This is a genomic window from Clostridium sp. AF34-10BH, assembly GCF_003478095.1.
GTDB classification, from domain to species: domain Bacteria; phylum Bacillota; class Clostridia; order Lachnospirales; family Lachnospiraceae; genus Acetatifactor; species Acetatifactor acetigignens.
The window spans coordinates 39636-53305 of the sequence record NZ_QUEC01000023.1; the positions used below are offsets into that span (position 1 = coordinate 39636).

General features: G+C 47.1%; 13 protein-coding genes. 3 read left to right on the forward strand and 10 right to left on the reverse strand.

The window, feature by feature from the left end; genetic code table 11:
- Positions 1-129 precede the first annotated feature (129 nt).
- The 5 genes from DWZ61_RS14170 to DWZ61_RS14190 all read right to left on the reverse strand — a co-directional run bounded on the left by DWZ61_RS14170 (position 130) and on the right by DWZ61_RS14190 (position 4328).
- On the reverse strand, positions 130-873 hold the full coding sequence (locus DWZ61_RS14170) for a J domain-containing protein (protein ID WP_118539250.1): 744 nt from the start codon (positions 871-873) through the stop codon (positions 130-132).
- Positions 863-1720 (reverse strand): DUF5685 family protein, encoded by an 858-nt coding sequence (locus DWZ61_RS14175; RefSeq protein WP_118539252.1) that lies wholly within the window; start codon positions 1718-1720, stop codon positions 863-865. Before DWZ61_RS14175 ends, DWZ61_RS14170 begins: the two co-directional genes overlap by 11 nt.
- Positions 1721-1794: 74 nt before the next feature.
- Positions 1795-2187: a hypothetical protein gene (locus DWZ61_RS14180; RefSeq protein ID WP_118504541.1), complete on the reverse strand. Its 393-nt coding sequence runs from the start codon at positions 2185-2187 to the stop codon at positions 1795-1797.
- A gap of 154 nt (positions 2188-2341) precedes the next feature.
- Positions 2342-3706 carry a radical SAM protein gene (locus DWZ61_RS14185; protein WP_118539254.1) on the reverse strand — a complete coding sequence of 455 codons (1365 nt, stop codon included), beginning with the start codon at positions 3704-3706 and terminating at the stop codon, positions 2342-2344.
- 46 nt (positions 3707-3752) lie between these two features.
- On the reverse strand, positions 3753-4328 hold the full coding sequence (locus tag DWZ61_RS14190; RefSeq protein ID WP_118539256.1) for a manganese efflux pump: 576 nt from the start codon (positions 4326-4328) through the stop codon (positions 3753-3755).
- A gap of 241 nt (positions 4329-4569) precedes the next feature.
- On the opposite strand from DWZ61_RS14190, the gene DWZ61_RS14195 reads away from it, so the two are divergent.
- Entirely contained in the window at positions 4570-5121 is a 552-nt protein-coding gene (locus tag DWZ61_RS14195) for a TetR/AcrR family transcriptional regulator C-terminal domain-containing protein (RefSeq protein WP_022313217.1), read from the forward strand.
- Positions 5122-5163: 42 nt separating this feature from the next.
- Here DWZ61_RS14195 and DWZ61_RS14200 read toward each other — a convergent pair whose 3' ends face one another.
- From DWZ61_RS14200 to glyA, 5 genes are all read right to left on the reverse strand, one after another.
- Positions 5164-6483: an aspartate kinase gene (locus DWZ61_RS14200; protein WP_117466294.1), complete on the reverse strand. Its 1320-nt coding sequence runs from the start codon at positions 6481-6483 to the stop codon at positions 5164-5166.
- 42 nt (positions 6484-6525) lie between these two features.
- Entirely contained in the window at positions 6526-7737 is a 1212-nt protein-coding gene (locus tag DWZ61_RS14205) for a homoserine dehydrogenase (RefSeq protein ID WP_118539258.1), read from the reverse strand.
- Positions 7738-7822: 85 nt separating this feature from the next.
- Positions 7823-8266 (reverse strand): ACT domain-containing protein, encoded by a 444-nt coding sequence (locus tag DWZ61_RS14210; RefSeq protein ID WP_022313220.1) that lies wholly within the window; start codon positions 8264-8266, stop codon positions 7823-7825.
- A gap of 145 nt (positions 8267-8411) precedes the next feature.
- Positions 8412-10079 (reverse strand): sulfatase-like hydrolase/transferase, encoded by a 1668-nt coding sequence (locus tag DWZ61_RS14215; protein ID WP_118539260.1) that lies wholly within the window; start codon positions 10077-10079, stop codon positions 8412-8414.
- Positions 10080-10216: 137 nt separating this feature from the next.
- Entirely contained in the window at positions 10217-11455 is a 1239-nt protein-coding gene (gene glyA / locus DWZ61_RS14220; protein ID WP_118504551.1) for a serine hydroxymethyltransferase, read from the reverse strand.
- 362 nt (positions 11456-11817) lie between these two features.
- Between glyA and DWZ61_RS14225 the strand changes: the two genes are divergently transcribed.
- Positions 11818-12777, forward strand: coding sequence for a diacylglycerol kinase family protein (locus tag DWZ61_RS14225; protein ID WP_118504553.1), 960 nt, complete (start codon positions 11818-11820; stop codon positions 12775-12777).
- A 130-nt stretch (positions 12778-12907) separates the two neighbouring features.
- Entirely contained in the window at positions 12908-13591 is a 684-nt protein-coding gene (locus DWZ61_RS14230) for a phosphatase PAP2 family protein (protein WP_118504555.1), read from the forward strand.
- The last annotated feature ends 79 nt before the right edge of the window (positions 13592-13670 follow it).

Genomic DNA, 13670 nt, shown 5'->3' on the forward strand with positions numbered 1-13670 from the left:
AAGTTCCCGACACGACTTTTTCTGCAAATCATAGTGTCTCACTAGATTTTGTGTTTTTCAAGCAATTTCGTATCTACATCTTGTATCTAATATTATAGTGAGGATACATGGAAAAAGCAAGTATCTTTTTTAAAACATTCCTCTTCCACCATAACCGCCGAAGCATAAACCGCCACCGCCACAGCAAAGGTTGCAGAACAGATTGGCCAGACAAATTTTCAGGCACAGGTCGTTGCCACCCACATGGGGATAGCCATAGGCTGCCTGTCTGCTCTCATACCACTGTCCCCCGCTCTGTAGTCTCTGCAGGAGCATCTGGTATTCCATATTCTGGGGATCCAGCGCCACCGCCTTGTTTGCATGTTCCAGCGCCGCTACATTATTTCCAAGGCCCATGTGTGCCACGGCACTGTAGTAATACCATCTGGCCGTCTTCTCATGTTCTCCCATGCCGTCCAACGTATTTCTGGCCTCTCTGTAATAGCCGTTTCTGAGATAATTACCGGCTGCCCGCAGTCTGGGCTCTTCTTCATAGCCAGAAGTCTGCTGTTGCCAGCCTGCCTGCTGCCAGAAGTCTCCAAATCCCTGACCGTAGCCGCCATATCCCTGGCTTCCACCGTAGCCGCTTCCGCTACCACCATAGCTCTGCCTGCCATATCCGCCACCGTAACTGTAGCCTTCGGTCCGCTCCTTCATGATCTGCTGGTAGGCTGCCTGGATCTCCTTGAACTTTTCTTCCGCCTGATCCCTATTGGGATTGTTGATATTGGCATCGGGATGGTATTTCCGGCTCAGTGCCTTATATGCTTTTTTTATTTCCTCCTCGGAGGCATCTCTGCTCACTCCCAGAACACTGTATGGATCATAAGTCATTTCCCGTTACCTCTTTTGCACTGTCTTTCATCCGTTTCTTCCGCACGATCTCATAACGGCACCATACACCGGAATACAGAATATTCCGCAGAATATCCACATTCTGTAAAATAGGAAGCTGTTCGAACTCCTTACAGCACTCCGACATCATCATGGTCAGGATCTGCCGGCATTCCTCCTCAAAGCCCGGTTCCTCATACCGTTTCTTTAACGGATTATAGGTTCCTTTTTTGAGGTCCTGCTCGATATCCTCATAGGCATCCAACAGATAAATGAATTTTCCCAGGAAAAATCCAAGTCTCTCCAGATTGTCCTTCCACTCATCCTCACGACAGGATACAATCTGTGCCATGACTCTGCCAAACAATCCCGCCATGGTATCAATATCCGCATTGCCCTGCTTTTCCGCATCCGCAAAATCCTGCATGGCCAGTGAGATATTTCTTACTTTTTCCTGATATAATAACGGTTTTTTACGGAATTTTCTTCCCAACAGATAACTGTACACCAGTCCCTTCAGACTATGCTCATCCTCCCAGTCGTCCTCCGCTTTATAGCAGGAAAAAAGTACCGTCATATCTGCCACATAATCCGTAAACAGATTTCTTCTTGTGGGATGTTTTTCCAAAGGATGGGCCACACATCTGCACTGGGCCTCCTGCTCCTCCGGTTCATATAAGCCGGTGAGCAGCATCAGGATAAAAGTCATATCGTAATTCAGAGAAAGCTGCCCCAGGACACCGTAACGTTCCTTCAGGCTCTGACACAATCCGCAATAATAGGATCGATAAACATCATACTCCTTAAATTTCATTTCCGACTGATTGATCACAATATATCCGAACATCTGGCTCACCACCCTTTCCTATATTTCTGTATTCCAATTTTCATTTCCCGTGATCCTGCCACAGGATTTTCCCGTCAGGTCTTGCGGATAAATTCTTCACCGCATTTTCTGCACCGGATTGCGATCTTCCCCTTATGTCTGGGCACCCGAAGCTTCTGTCCGCATTTCGGGCATTTACAGATCTTGTACTCCTTACGACCGGCAATAGCCTTTTTCTTTCGCTGCCACCATCCGCGAACCTTCATTTCTTTCTTCAGATACCACTGGTTCTCGGCACTCCTCTTACTCAGATCTTTAGAAAACATCCGGTAATACGCATAGACTAACAGGGCCAGAGCCAGCACATAAAATATTCTCAGACCAAAAAAAGAGAGCGCCAGGCAGACCAGAGCCACAATCATCAAAAACTGATTGAAGCGGTCGTTGCCATAACGCCCCCACATGAAACGCTGTAACTTCTCTTTCATGAAGTACCACCTTTCGTCCGCCACAATACAGGGGACACATTATCCAAATCTTTCAGAGTCTCCTTCGCGAAGTCTCCTCTGAATGTTACCTACATTATGGTATGCCGAAAGGCAAAAAGCAATTAACTAAGTATAAACTTTTGTAAAAGAACTATTATTTATTCCACAGTTCCTGGGCCCGTTCATCCCAGTTTTTCGCGTATTCTGCGCACTTTCCGCACAGATGCTCCACAGACTCCGGTGACTGTAAATCAGTGGAATGTGCTCCGGTCTCATGCACCATATGCTGTAAGATTTCCGGATTTTCCAGCATCGGGCAGGGCTTTAAGTGATTGCAGTTGAAAGGCTGGTTCGCACGGTATGCCATAAACAGTGGCTGCTTCAACGCAGTCAGCAGATCTACTTCCTTGATATTGGCACCGGAATAATGGATGAATACACAGGGCTCCACATCGCCGTTTGGATTGATATGGCAGTAGTTTCTGCCGCCTGCGATACATCCGCCCACATATTCTCCATCGTTCTGGAAATCGAAGGCAAAGATAGGTTTTCCGCCCTTCATGGCACGGATTTCACGAATACGGTGATACATATATTCTCTCTGGTCCGGATCTAAGAGCAATTCGGTAGATGCATCATTGCCTACGGGCATATAATGGAAATACCAGCTGAATCTGGCACCTTTTTCAATGATCATATCCAGGAATTCATCACTGGTGACTACTTTATAGTTCTTGCTGGTATAGCAGATGGAAGTTCCGAAGATCAGACCGTACTGCTTCATCAGATCCATGGCATGCATTACTTTATCAAACACGCCCTTGCCGCGGCGTAAGTCGTTCACTTCGTCGAAGCCTTCCAGACTGATAGCTACGGAGAAGTTGCCTACCCGCTTCATCTCCTGGCAGAATTTTTCATCGATCAGCGTGCCGTTGGTAAATGCATGGAAGCCACAGTCATCGTGTTTCTCGCACAGACGGATGATGTCATCCTTTCTGACCAGAGGTTCGCCACCGGTGAAGAAATACAGATAGATACCAAGTTCCTTACCCTGGGTAACGATGCGATCCATATCTTCAAAGCTTAAGTTCAGACGATTGCCGTACTCTGCCGCCCAGCAGCCGGTACAATGCAGGTTGCAGGCACTGGTGGGATCCACCAGGATCAGCCAGGGGATATTGCACTGATGTTTCACACGCATCTCGTTGATCTCTTTTTTACCGCAGAACGCCGCCTCAAAACCATAGTCCAGTGCGGACATTTTGATGACATGGGGATCCACTTCGTTTAAGATCCGGTTCACATACTGCATCCATTTGCTGTCCGGATCCTGGATCATACGTCTTGCCGCATCATAGCTTTCCTTGCGGAAGGTATCTCCCATAAATTTTTCCGACAGATCTACCAGCTTTAAGAATGCCTTTTCTCTGTCTGTTTCGTCCTTATTCACATACTTCAGAATTCCGTCGATTGCTGCGCCAAATGCAGCTCTCTCAACTTTGTGTTTTGCGTCTGCCATACGATTTACCTCACTTTTGTCTATTTATTCTATGAATCACGGTATTTCAGATGTAATATCGAAACAATACATCCACGCCGGCAAGCAGGAAGATCAGCGCTCCACTGATCAGTACACGGTTTCTTCCATGACACCCGATCCGATATCCCGCATAGATGCCGGCGATGACCGCTAGCGCAGCCATAATTGCCAGCTGAATGATCTGCACCGTTACTCTGGTGTCTAAAAAGCCCATGCCAATTCCCGTCAGAAAACTGTCCACACTGGTAAGTATGGCCCAAATGCATAGCTGTCTCCAGGCGAAGGCATCTTCCCTTCGTTCCAGCGGGTCCCGCATATGTAGTGCCCGGACGATCAGCCATATCCCGATCAGGAAAAAAATAACTGCCGATGCCGCCCTGAACAGTCTTTCTGTCCGCTGATAGTTCATTGCAATGTACGGAAGTTCCGAAATCAGGCTTCCTAAAAGCATTGCACCGCTCTGCCATCCTGTGAACAGCAGGATCATTTTCAGGATCTGCTTTTTGTCCAGTCTGGAAAGCATAGCGCCTTTGTATAATGCATAGGTAAAGACATCCAGGGATAGTCCCACCGATACAATGAAAATTTCATACCATGCCATCCATGCAACCCCTTTCTCCCGTTATAATGTTTTTATCTCTTTTCATTTTTTACTTTAAACAATTTTCCGGCATATGGTAAGATACAACCCTTGCACAGCGTTTTTCCTGCTCTTACATTTTTTCGATAACTGTAAATATTCCGCGACATTTTGGCAAAAGTGTCGTTTAAAGTTGAGAAAAGAAAGTTTTTTGGTTATAATATTTCTATCCCGGTTCTTTTATAGGAAAAGGAGTCCTGTGATGAAGACAAAAGAATTATTGGCAGACAGTTTTCGTTCTCTTGTGCTTACCATGCCTTTTCAGAAGATTTCCATCAAAATGATCACGGATGGTGCACATGTGATCCGCCCTACTTTCTATAACTATTTTCAGGATAAATACGAAGTGATTGAGTTTCTGTTCGACCAGGACATCGGCAGCAAAGTCGAAGTCATGATCGAAAACGATATGGAACAGGAAGCCATCAAGCTGATGTTTATCTGTTTTGAAAAAAATAAGGAATATTATCATCGACTTTTTGAAACCACAGGCCAGAATTGCTTCGGAGAATTTTTTTCACACTACTGTGAACAGACCTTTTTCCGGATTCTGTCCAGACATCCTATGAGGAAAATGCCCTGCGAACTTATCACACCGCAGTCACTGGCACATTATAATGCCCTCTTATTAATTGAAATTCTAAAGTTATGGCTCTCCTCTCCGAAAGAAGTCCCTGCGGAGAAAATTTTTGAGGCCTACCAATATATTATACGAACTCCGATACTGGATATGATCCAATATCCGGAACCATAAAAAGACAGGGCGAACTGACCTGTCTTTTTATATCTGATAAACTTATAATCTTGTGATCACAAAGATATCATAGATTGCCTGAATTGCAGTCTCAAAATCTTCATTTGCCACACCGATGATGATGTTCAGCTCGGAAGATCCCTGGTCGATCATCTTGACATTGATATTTTTGTGTGCCAGTGCGGAGAAGATTCTGCCTGCAGTGCCGCGGGTGGACTTCATGCCACGGCCTACGACAGCGATCAATGCCAGGTCGGATTCGATGTCAATGGCGTCGGGATTGGCCAGTCTATGGATGCCTGCCACTACCTTCTGTTCCTTGTGCATGAACTCATCCTGATGTACGAATACCGTCATGGTATCAATGCCGGAGGGAACATGCTCGAAAGAAATACCATTTTCTTCAAATGCCTGCAATACCTTTCTGCCGAAACCGATCTCGGAGTTCATCATATCTTTTTCAATATTGACGGAGCAGAAGCCCTTCTTGCCGGCGATACCGGTGATCACGTATTTGGACTTCTGACAGGTGCTTCCCACGATCCAGGTACCATTGTCCTCGGGAGCGTTTGTATTGCGGATATTGATAGGGATACCTTCCTGACGTACCGGGAAAATGGCATCCTCATGAAGAACGGTAGCACCCATATAGGCCAGCTCGCGAAGTTCACGATAGGTGATAGTCTCAATAGCCTCGGGATGATCAATGATGCGGGGATCCGCAATCAGGAAACCGGATACATCGGTCCAGTTCTCATAGACATCCGCTTTGGCAGCCTTGGCCACGATGGAACCGGTGATGTCGGAACCGCCTCTGGAGAAAGTCTTCACCGTTCCGTCGGGCATGGCACCGTAGAAGCCGGGTACAACTGCTTCCTTGCTCTCTGCCAGTCTGGCACGCAGTACTTCATTGGTCTTTGCTGCGTCAAATTCGCCGTTCTCATCGAAGAAGATGACGGTTGCCGCATCAATGAAATCATAGCCCAGATAATTTGCCATGATAATACCGTTCAGATATTCACCACGGGAAGCCGCGTAATTGCTGCCGGCCTTTGCCTTAAAGTTCTTCTCAATAGTCTTGAACTCATCGACAAGATCCAGATCCAGCTGCAGTCCGTCGATGATCTCCTGATAACGGGCTTTGATAGCATCCAGCTCTGCCTTGAAGCTCTTGCCCTGATCTGCCAGATCATAGCAGGCATACAACATATCCGTTACCTTGGTGTCATCGGAAAATCTTTTCCCCGGTGCGGAAGGTACCACATATTTTCTCTCCTTATCTGCCCGGATGATGTTTCCTACTTTTTTGAACTGCTCTGCGCTCGCCAGAGAACTTCCACCGAATTTCACTACTTTTGACATAACATTTTCTCCTCAACTCTATCTAATAATAGTATATCCTTTTTATACCAGACGGATCCTGCCGAGCATGTGCTCGCCCAGTGCCTCGTATTTTGCCTGAAAATCTTTTTCCTTCATACTCTGTGTGAAGTATCCGAAGTCTTCCTTCCGGTCCTTAAGATGTACCACCCGGCCTCCGGGGAACGCTGCTGTAACCGCATCTTCCGCTCCGGCCTTTGCCCGGATGAAGAAACTTCTCTCGGCCTCGCCGATGTCTGCCAGCTTTACTTCCTCTTTGTCCCAGAAGCACATGATCACCTTGCCCTGATGTCTTGCACAGTCGATGACATCCGATACTACCGCGCTGGCGGTGGGAAGCTTACCTGCGCCCCGTCCGTAATACATGGAATCTCCCAGCATGTTGCCGGTGACAAATACAGCATTGAATACACCATGTACCATGGCAAGCGGATGTTCTTTGGAAAGTAAAAACGGTGCTACCATAACCTCTGCGGTATTATCATCAATGGCCCTGCTTCTGCCCAATAGCTTGATGGTATGATCTGTGGCATTGGCATATTCGAAATCCGCTGCTGTGATCTTAGTGATACCTTCGGTGGGAACCTTCTCGGAATCCACATTTTTACTGAACATCAGGGAAGACAGAATTGCAATCTTACGGCAGGCATCATAACCTTCCACATCCGCTTCCGGATTGCGCTCCGCATAGCCTTTGTCCTGCGCTTCCTTCAGAACCGCAGCAAAGTCCGCACCCTCTTTTTCCATTTTACTTAAGATATAATTCGTAGTACCGTTTAAGATACCGTTGATAGCCTCAATCTTCTCTGCTGTCAGGGAATAATTCAACGGACGGATAATGGGAATACCGCCGCCCACACTGGCTTCGAACAGATAGTTGCAATTATGTTCTCTGGCGATCTGCAGCAGTTCGGGACCGTGCTTGGCTACCAGCTCCTTGTTGGAGGTGCAGACGCTCTTGCCCCGTTCCAGAGCCTGCTTCGTGAACTGATAAGCGGCTCCGACACCGCCCATGGTCTCACAGACAATGGTCACACTGTCATCATGTAAGATCGTATTGAAATCATGAATGACTTTGTCCTCGTAAGGATCTCCGGGGAAATCTCTCAGATCCAGGATGTATTTTACCTTCAGTTCCTGTGCGGACTTCTTGTTCACCATGTCCTTGTTTTTCTCGATAACTTCCACCACACCGCTGCCCACGGTGCCGTAGCCTAATACTGCAACGTTGATCATATCATAACCCTTGCCTTTCTCATAGCCTGCAAACTTTCAGGTACTTTCGTACCTTGCGCAGGCACAAATTTGCGTGTGAAAAATTTTATTCTTTTGCCAGTATTTTTACATGATGTACACTGGGCTGTCCCTCCAGCTGCTCGATCATCCGGGAAATGTCCCCCGTGGTCTGCAATACCTGAATACTCAATGTCAGAGAAGCGATTCCGTTGATGGGAATACTCTGATGGATCGTCAGGATATTGGCCCGGTACTCTGCGATGATCTTCAGCACATCCGACAATATCCCCGGTTCATCATCCATCTGAAAGGTAAGAGTGATGGTCGTTCCCTGGGAATTGTCATGAAAGGGAAATATATCATCTTTGTACTTATAAAAAGAACTGCGGCTGATACCTACCGCATCAACCGCTTCCTGTATGGTCAGAACCTTCTCTGACTCCAGAAGCCGCTTTGCTTCCACTACCTTTAACAGTACTTCGGGGATCGCCTTCTGCTTCACCACAAAATACTTGGTCGTTTCTCCCATATGTTATCCTTTCTTCCGGTTCGTATCTGTAGTGCGGACACTTGTTTTTCACTGAGGGATATTCTAGCACAGTAAAGTATGAAAGACAACCCCCATTTTTAACCTTTTGCTGTAAATTCCAAAAAGTTCAAAACAGGGGTTGTCTCTAATTCTTGCGGGGATATTTGTTCCCCGTCTCCCGATATGCGTTAAAATCCCATGCCGGTCCCGTCTGTAACCATTCATACATGACGTGTTCTGTATTCTCATAAAAAATGTACCGGCGTTCTCTTTTTTCTCCCTCCTGATATGGGAAAATCGCATCTCCCGCCGCTCCGTCCATCAGTTTCACATATGCATCCTGAAGATCCTCGTAAGCTGCAGGAACAAGCGATGTCTGTAACGGATGGCTCTCTCCCACACCTTTTACCAGGAACAGAGGATTCTGTCTGTCATATGCCGAGACCTCATTCTGAGGATCAAAGCCATGATCTGCCATAACGATAATAACCGAATTGTCATACAGATCTGACTGTTTCAGCTTATCAAGAAACTGACCGATCACCCTGATATTGGCCTCCAGCGTCTCCGTATACGAAGAATCTCCTACCGCATTCAGATCCGCATCATACAGGAAAGGAACATGCCCTCCCTGCAAATGATAATACCGGAAACACTTTCCCTCCTGATACGTCACCTCTTCTTCCTGCATATGTGTGGCAAATTCTTTGAGATCCCAGGTATACAGAGGATTGCTCTCGTCCACAAAGGCATTGTGCTGCCCCTGCGTCTGTACAATGGCCCGATAACAGTATTCCTTTAGGAAAAACGGTGCGTAGCGGATGCCGCCCAGCTTGCAGATTGCCCGCCTGAAATACTTCCAGACATATGCCTCATGCTGCAGTTCCACCATATTGGAAAACTGATAGGTATACGAAGTCACCCACGGATCAGACTCATACAATGCGATGTCATAATCCCTCTCAGACAGTTCCCGGAACAATCCTGATTCATCCACAGCTGCCGCCGCGTAATCCAGATAATATTCTTCTCCTTCATACCATTTGCCCGATAAGATATACGGAACAGAAAACGCCGTCCAGGGATATGCTCCCACCATATCCGGATAATAAGTAAAATCAGCAAATGTCTCTGTATAGGCCGGATCCGAATCCATCACTTCTTCAAAAGTCTTCGCATCCACCGCATCCAACAGCAATACCAGGAAATTCTGATCCTGTGACAGACGGTACTGTCCGTTCTCCAGTGCATAATAAGTGGTTCTCTCCCGGTAAGCCCCTGTGGTCACAGTCATCGTCACAAGCGTTATCATGAGGATTCCCGAAAGTCCCGCACTCACAGCCATACAGATTCCCTGAAATCTCTTTGCACCAAGCAGCTTTGCCATGGTCACGACCGCTGCCGCTATGAGAATACACACTATCGCTGTCTTTATATTTTCTCCCCGGTAGTCCTCCCATACGATTTCCGTGCCGTCGAAAGGCGGCATATGATTCACCAGAAAATTGCCCTGCACATATAAAGTAAGCAAAACCACCAGTTCCGCTGCCGTAACGAACCGGCAAAAAACTTTGGAGATACAGGCTGCCAAAAGGATTCCCAACACATTCAGTCCAAAAAAAAGTGCAAAATTCTGCAGAACCGCTTTTAATATCTTATAAAAATCAAACCAGAATTCTGTCTGGTTCGTAACATACAATTCCAACGGTGCATAAATAAAAAAAATAAAACAGACAGCAAAAGCTGCCAGCAGTCCCGGCGCTGCCACCTTCCACCTGTCCGTCACAAAGGTTTTCCATTTCTCTTTTTTCATCTGTTCCCTCTATCTGCTGTTCTTTTGTATTCCGTCCAACATTTTAACACGACGCCTGTATAAACTCAACTCCAACATAAATAAAGGCCAGCCTGCACATTTGCATGTACGGGCTGACCTTTGCAAACAGCTTCTGCCTAGATCAGAGGATATTTATCTGTTAATTTCTGAACGATGGCTCTGGCTGCGGGAACCTGTTCCTCGCCGCCCTTGATGACCATGGCAATGGCCTCTGCCACCTGATCCATATCCTCGGTGTTCAGACCTCTGGAAGTTACCGCAGGGGTTCCCAGACGGATACCACTGGTCACGAACGGAGACTGGGGATCGTTGGGGATGGTGTTCTTGTTGGCGGTGATATGAGCTGCATCCAACAGCTTCTCCACTGCCTTACCGGTCAGACCGTAAGGGGTCAGGTCTACCAGCATCAGATGATTGTCGGTACCGCCGGAGACAATCTTGATGTCACGGCTCATCAGGCCCTTGCACAATGCCTGTGCGTTGTCCACAATGTTCTTCTGATATACCTTAAAGTCGTCGCTTAATGCTTCCTCGAAGCAGACAGCCTTGGCTGCGATGACATGCATCAGCGGGCCACCCTGAATGCCGGGGAAAATAGCTTTATTAAAATTGAATTTCTCGTTGGCTTCCTTGTTGCAGAGGATCATACCGCCTCTGGGTCCGCGCAGTGTCTTGTGGGTGGTGGTGGTCACTACATCCGCATAGGGAATGGGACTTGGATGAAGGCCTGCTGCCACAAGGCCTGCGATATGTGCCATATCTACCATCAGTACCGCACCGACTTCATCCGCTACTTCACGGAACTTTTTGAAATCAATGGTGCGTGCATATGCAGAAGCACCTGCAATGATCATCTTGGGTCTGCATTCCAGGGCCAGCTCTCTCATTCTGTCATAATCCAGGAAACCGTTGTCATCCACACCGTAAGGTACTACATGGAAATATTTGCCGGACATATTAACGGGTGAACCATGGGTCAGATGTCCGCCGTGATCCAGATTCATACCCATAATGGTATCGCCGGGCTTCAGCACAGCGAACTGCACTGCCATATTTGCCTGTGCTCCGGAATGGGGCTGTACATTGGCATAATCACATCCAAACAGCTTCTTGGCACGTTCGATCGCCAGATTCTCGATGACATCCACGCACTCACAACCACCGTAATATCTCTTGCCGGGATATCCTTCCGCATATTTATTGGTCAGTGGACTTCCCATAGCTGCCATAACAGCCTTACTTACCCAGTTTTCAGATGCGATCAGCTCGATGTGACTGTTCTGACGATTCTCCTCGTCAATAATGGCCTGTGCCACTTCGGGATCTACTTTTTTTACTTCATCCAATGAATACATGCCTCATTCCTCCTTATGTTACGTTAATTCGCTAAACTTATGGTTTAGTATAGCATAGAACCTTTTATTTGCAAAGATAGAAAATGAACAATGTTGGCAGAAGCCCCCTGGTGTGTTAGAATAAATTTTAATGATACCAGGGTCAAAAGGTCTAAGCCCACATGAGCTTGCTCATAAGTGGGTGAAAGACCTTGGGACCCGCCCCGATATGAGCATAAAAATGGGATGATAATCCCACGATATGCGAATATTGGGTAGGATTGTGGTAGTGCGTAGCACGAAGCAATCCGTAGGTATCTAAGTCGGGGGCTTTTGACCCCGACATCATTTTAATATAACCCTACGAAAGATGAGGAATCCTCATGTATCATATTATTATCAATCCCGCCTCCCGCTCCGGAAGAGGGGCAAAGATCTGGGCCGAACAGGTGGAGCCGGCTCTGAAAGCAGGCAATACCGAATATCAGACCTATTTTTCCGGGAAAGCCGGAGAAGTCCGACAGCTGGCCGCACAGATCACCGCAGAGCATGCTGCAGAGCCTGACTTAACGCTCATCGTTCTGGGGGGTGACGGCACGATAAACGAGGCCCTTCAGGGCATTGCAGATCCTTCCAAAGTCATCCTCGGCTACATTCCCACCGGCTCCAGCAATGATCTGGCCCGAGATCTGGGAATTTCCAAGGATCCAAAGGCTGCTCTCAATCTGATCCTTCATAATAATACTCCCAGAGCCATGGATCTGGGGAGACTGACCTATCTGGACGAAGACCAGCCGGAAGAATCCAGGCTTTTTGCCGTCAGCTGCGGGATCGGCTTTGATGCCGCTGTCTGTGCGGAAGCCATGAGTTCCCGGATCAAGGATACCATGAACCGGATCGGCTTAGGAAAGCTGACCTATCTGGGTATCGCCTTAAAACAGCTGATCACTGCCCGCAAGGTCTCCTGCACGCTGACACTGGAGGACAAGGTACATGACAAAAAGGAATCCGTAGAACTCCCCCGTTTTCTGTTCGTGACCTGTATGAGTCACCGTTACGAGGGCGGCGGTTTCATGTTCTGCCCTCCCGCTGTCGATCATGACGGGGTATTGGATCTCTGTTCCGTAGGCAATATTTCCAAGGGATTGGTTCTGCTGGCCCTGCCCACTGCCTTTTTCGGCAAACATTATTTTGTCAAAGGCATCAATGCCCATACCGCCACACAGATGTCCATAACAGCTTCCGCTCCTCTGTGGGTGCATACAGACGGAGAAGTGACAAGAAAGAGCCGCGGTTTCCGGGTGGAATGTCTCCCCGGTGCCATCCGGATGATCACACCTTAAACAGATTTAACACACTCTAAAGATTTTCTTAAGAATGCTTAAGTATTCCAAAAAAGCCTTGATTTTTTTGTTCCGATAGCTATACTAAAATTGATTTTGGAACATAGGTTTTTAGAGAAATGAGGTTTTTATGGAAAAATTACGGATCTTCTATTTGAAATATAAACATGCCATTCCTCTTATTATATATGGCATTATTTACATGACCTGGTTCGCCTGGCTGGAGAAAAATACTACCGGACATTACCGGATCATACATATGGCGGCGGATGATTATATTCCTTTTTGTGAAGTGTTCGTCATCCCTTACTTTTTGTGGTTTGCCTATGTATCGGCTGTGGTCATTTATTTCTTTTTCAAGAACAAAGAGGATTATTACCGCACCTGTATCTTCCTCTTCACGGGCATGACGATTTTCCTGATCGTATCCACCCTGTGGCCCAACGGACAGCACCTTCGTCCCGCTGTTATGCCGAGAGACAATATCTTCACCCGTATGGTAGCCGCTCTGTATCGAACAGACACTCCTACCAACCTGTGGCCCAGCATTCATGTATATAATTCTCTGGGTGCACACTTTGCCATTATCCGCAGCAAATGCTTTGAGAAGAAAAAGGGCATCCGCATCGGTTCCCTGATCCTGGCTGTCTCCATTATTATGGCAACCATGTTCATCAAACAGCATTCCGTATTTGATGTGCTTACTGCTTTCGTCATGGCGGCTGTGATGTACACGCTGGTATATCGTTATGATCTGCTGATCGCTGTCAGAGAGTTCCGCAATAAGAGAAAAGCAAAACCGCAGATCGGCTAAAGGTTGTTTCAAAACGTGCGCCGACGGCGCAGCTATAAAAATGCAGTGACGTTACCCACGCCACTGCATTTCTTTTGCC

Coding starts and splice junctions, on each gene's coding strand:
- DWZ61_RS14170 (WP_118539250.1), bottom strand. CDS start 873: ATGACTTATGATCCATACAGTGTTCTGGGAGTGAGCAGAGATGCCTCC.
- DWZ61_RS14175 (WP_118539252.1), bottom strand. CDS start 1,720: ATGTTCGGATATATTGTGATCAATCAGTCGGAAATGAAATTTAAGGAG.
- DWZ61_RS14180 (WP_118504541.1), bottom strand. CDS start 2,187: ATGAAAGAGAAGTTACAGCGTTTCATGTGGGGGCGTTATGGCAACGAC.
- DWZ61_RS14185 (WP_118539254.1), bottom strand. CDS start 3,706: ATGGCAGACGCAAAACACAAAGTTGAGAGAGCTGCATTTGGCGCAGCA.
- DWZ61_RS14190 (WP_118539256.1), bottom strand. CDS start 4,328: ATGGCATGGTATGAAATTTTCATTGTATCGGTGGGACTATCCCTGGAT.
- DWZ61_RS14195 (WP_022313217.1), top strand. CDS start 4,570: ATGAAGACAAAAGAATTATTGGCAGACAGTTTTCGTTCTCTTGTGCTT.
- DWZ61_RS14200 (WP_117466294.1), bottom strand. CDS start 6,483: ATGTCAAAAGTAGTGAAATTCGGTGGAAGTTCTCTGGCGAGCGCAGAG.
- DWZ61_RS14205 (WP_118539258.1), bottom strand. CDS start 7,737: ATGATCAACGTTGCAGTATTAGGCTACGGCACCGTGGGCAGCGGTGTG.
- DWZ61_RS14210 (WP_022313220.1), bottom strand. CDS start 8,266: ATGGGAGAAACGACCAAGTATTTTGTGGTGAAGCAGAAGGCGATCCCC.
- DWZ61_RS14215 (WP_118539260.1), bottom strand. CDS start 10,079: ATGAAAAAAGAGAAATGGAAAACCTTTGTGACGGACAGGTGGAAGGTG.
- glyA (WP_118504551.1), bottom strand. CDS start 11,455: ATGTATTCATTGGATGAAGTAAAAAAAGTAGATCCCGAAGTGGCACAG.
- DWZ61_RS14225 (WP_118504553.1), top strand. CDS start 11,818: ATGTATCATATTATTATCAATCCCGCCTCCCGCTCCGGAAGAGGGGCA.
- DWZ61_RS14230 (WP_118504555.1), top strand. CDS start 12,908: ATGGAAAAATTACGGATCTTCTATTTGAAATATAAACATGCCATTCCT.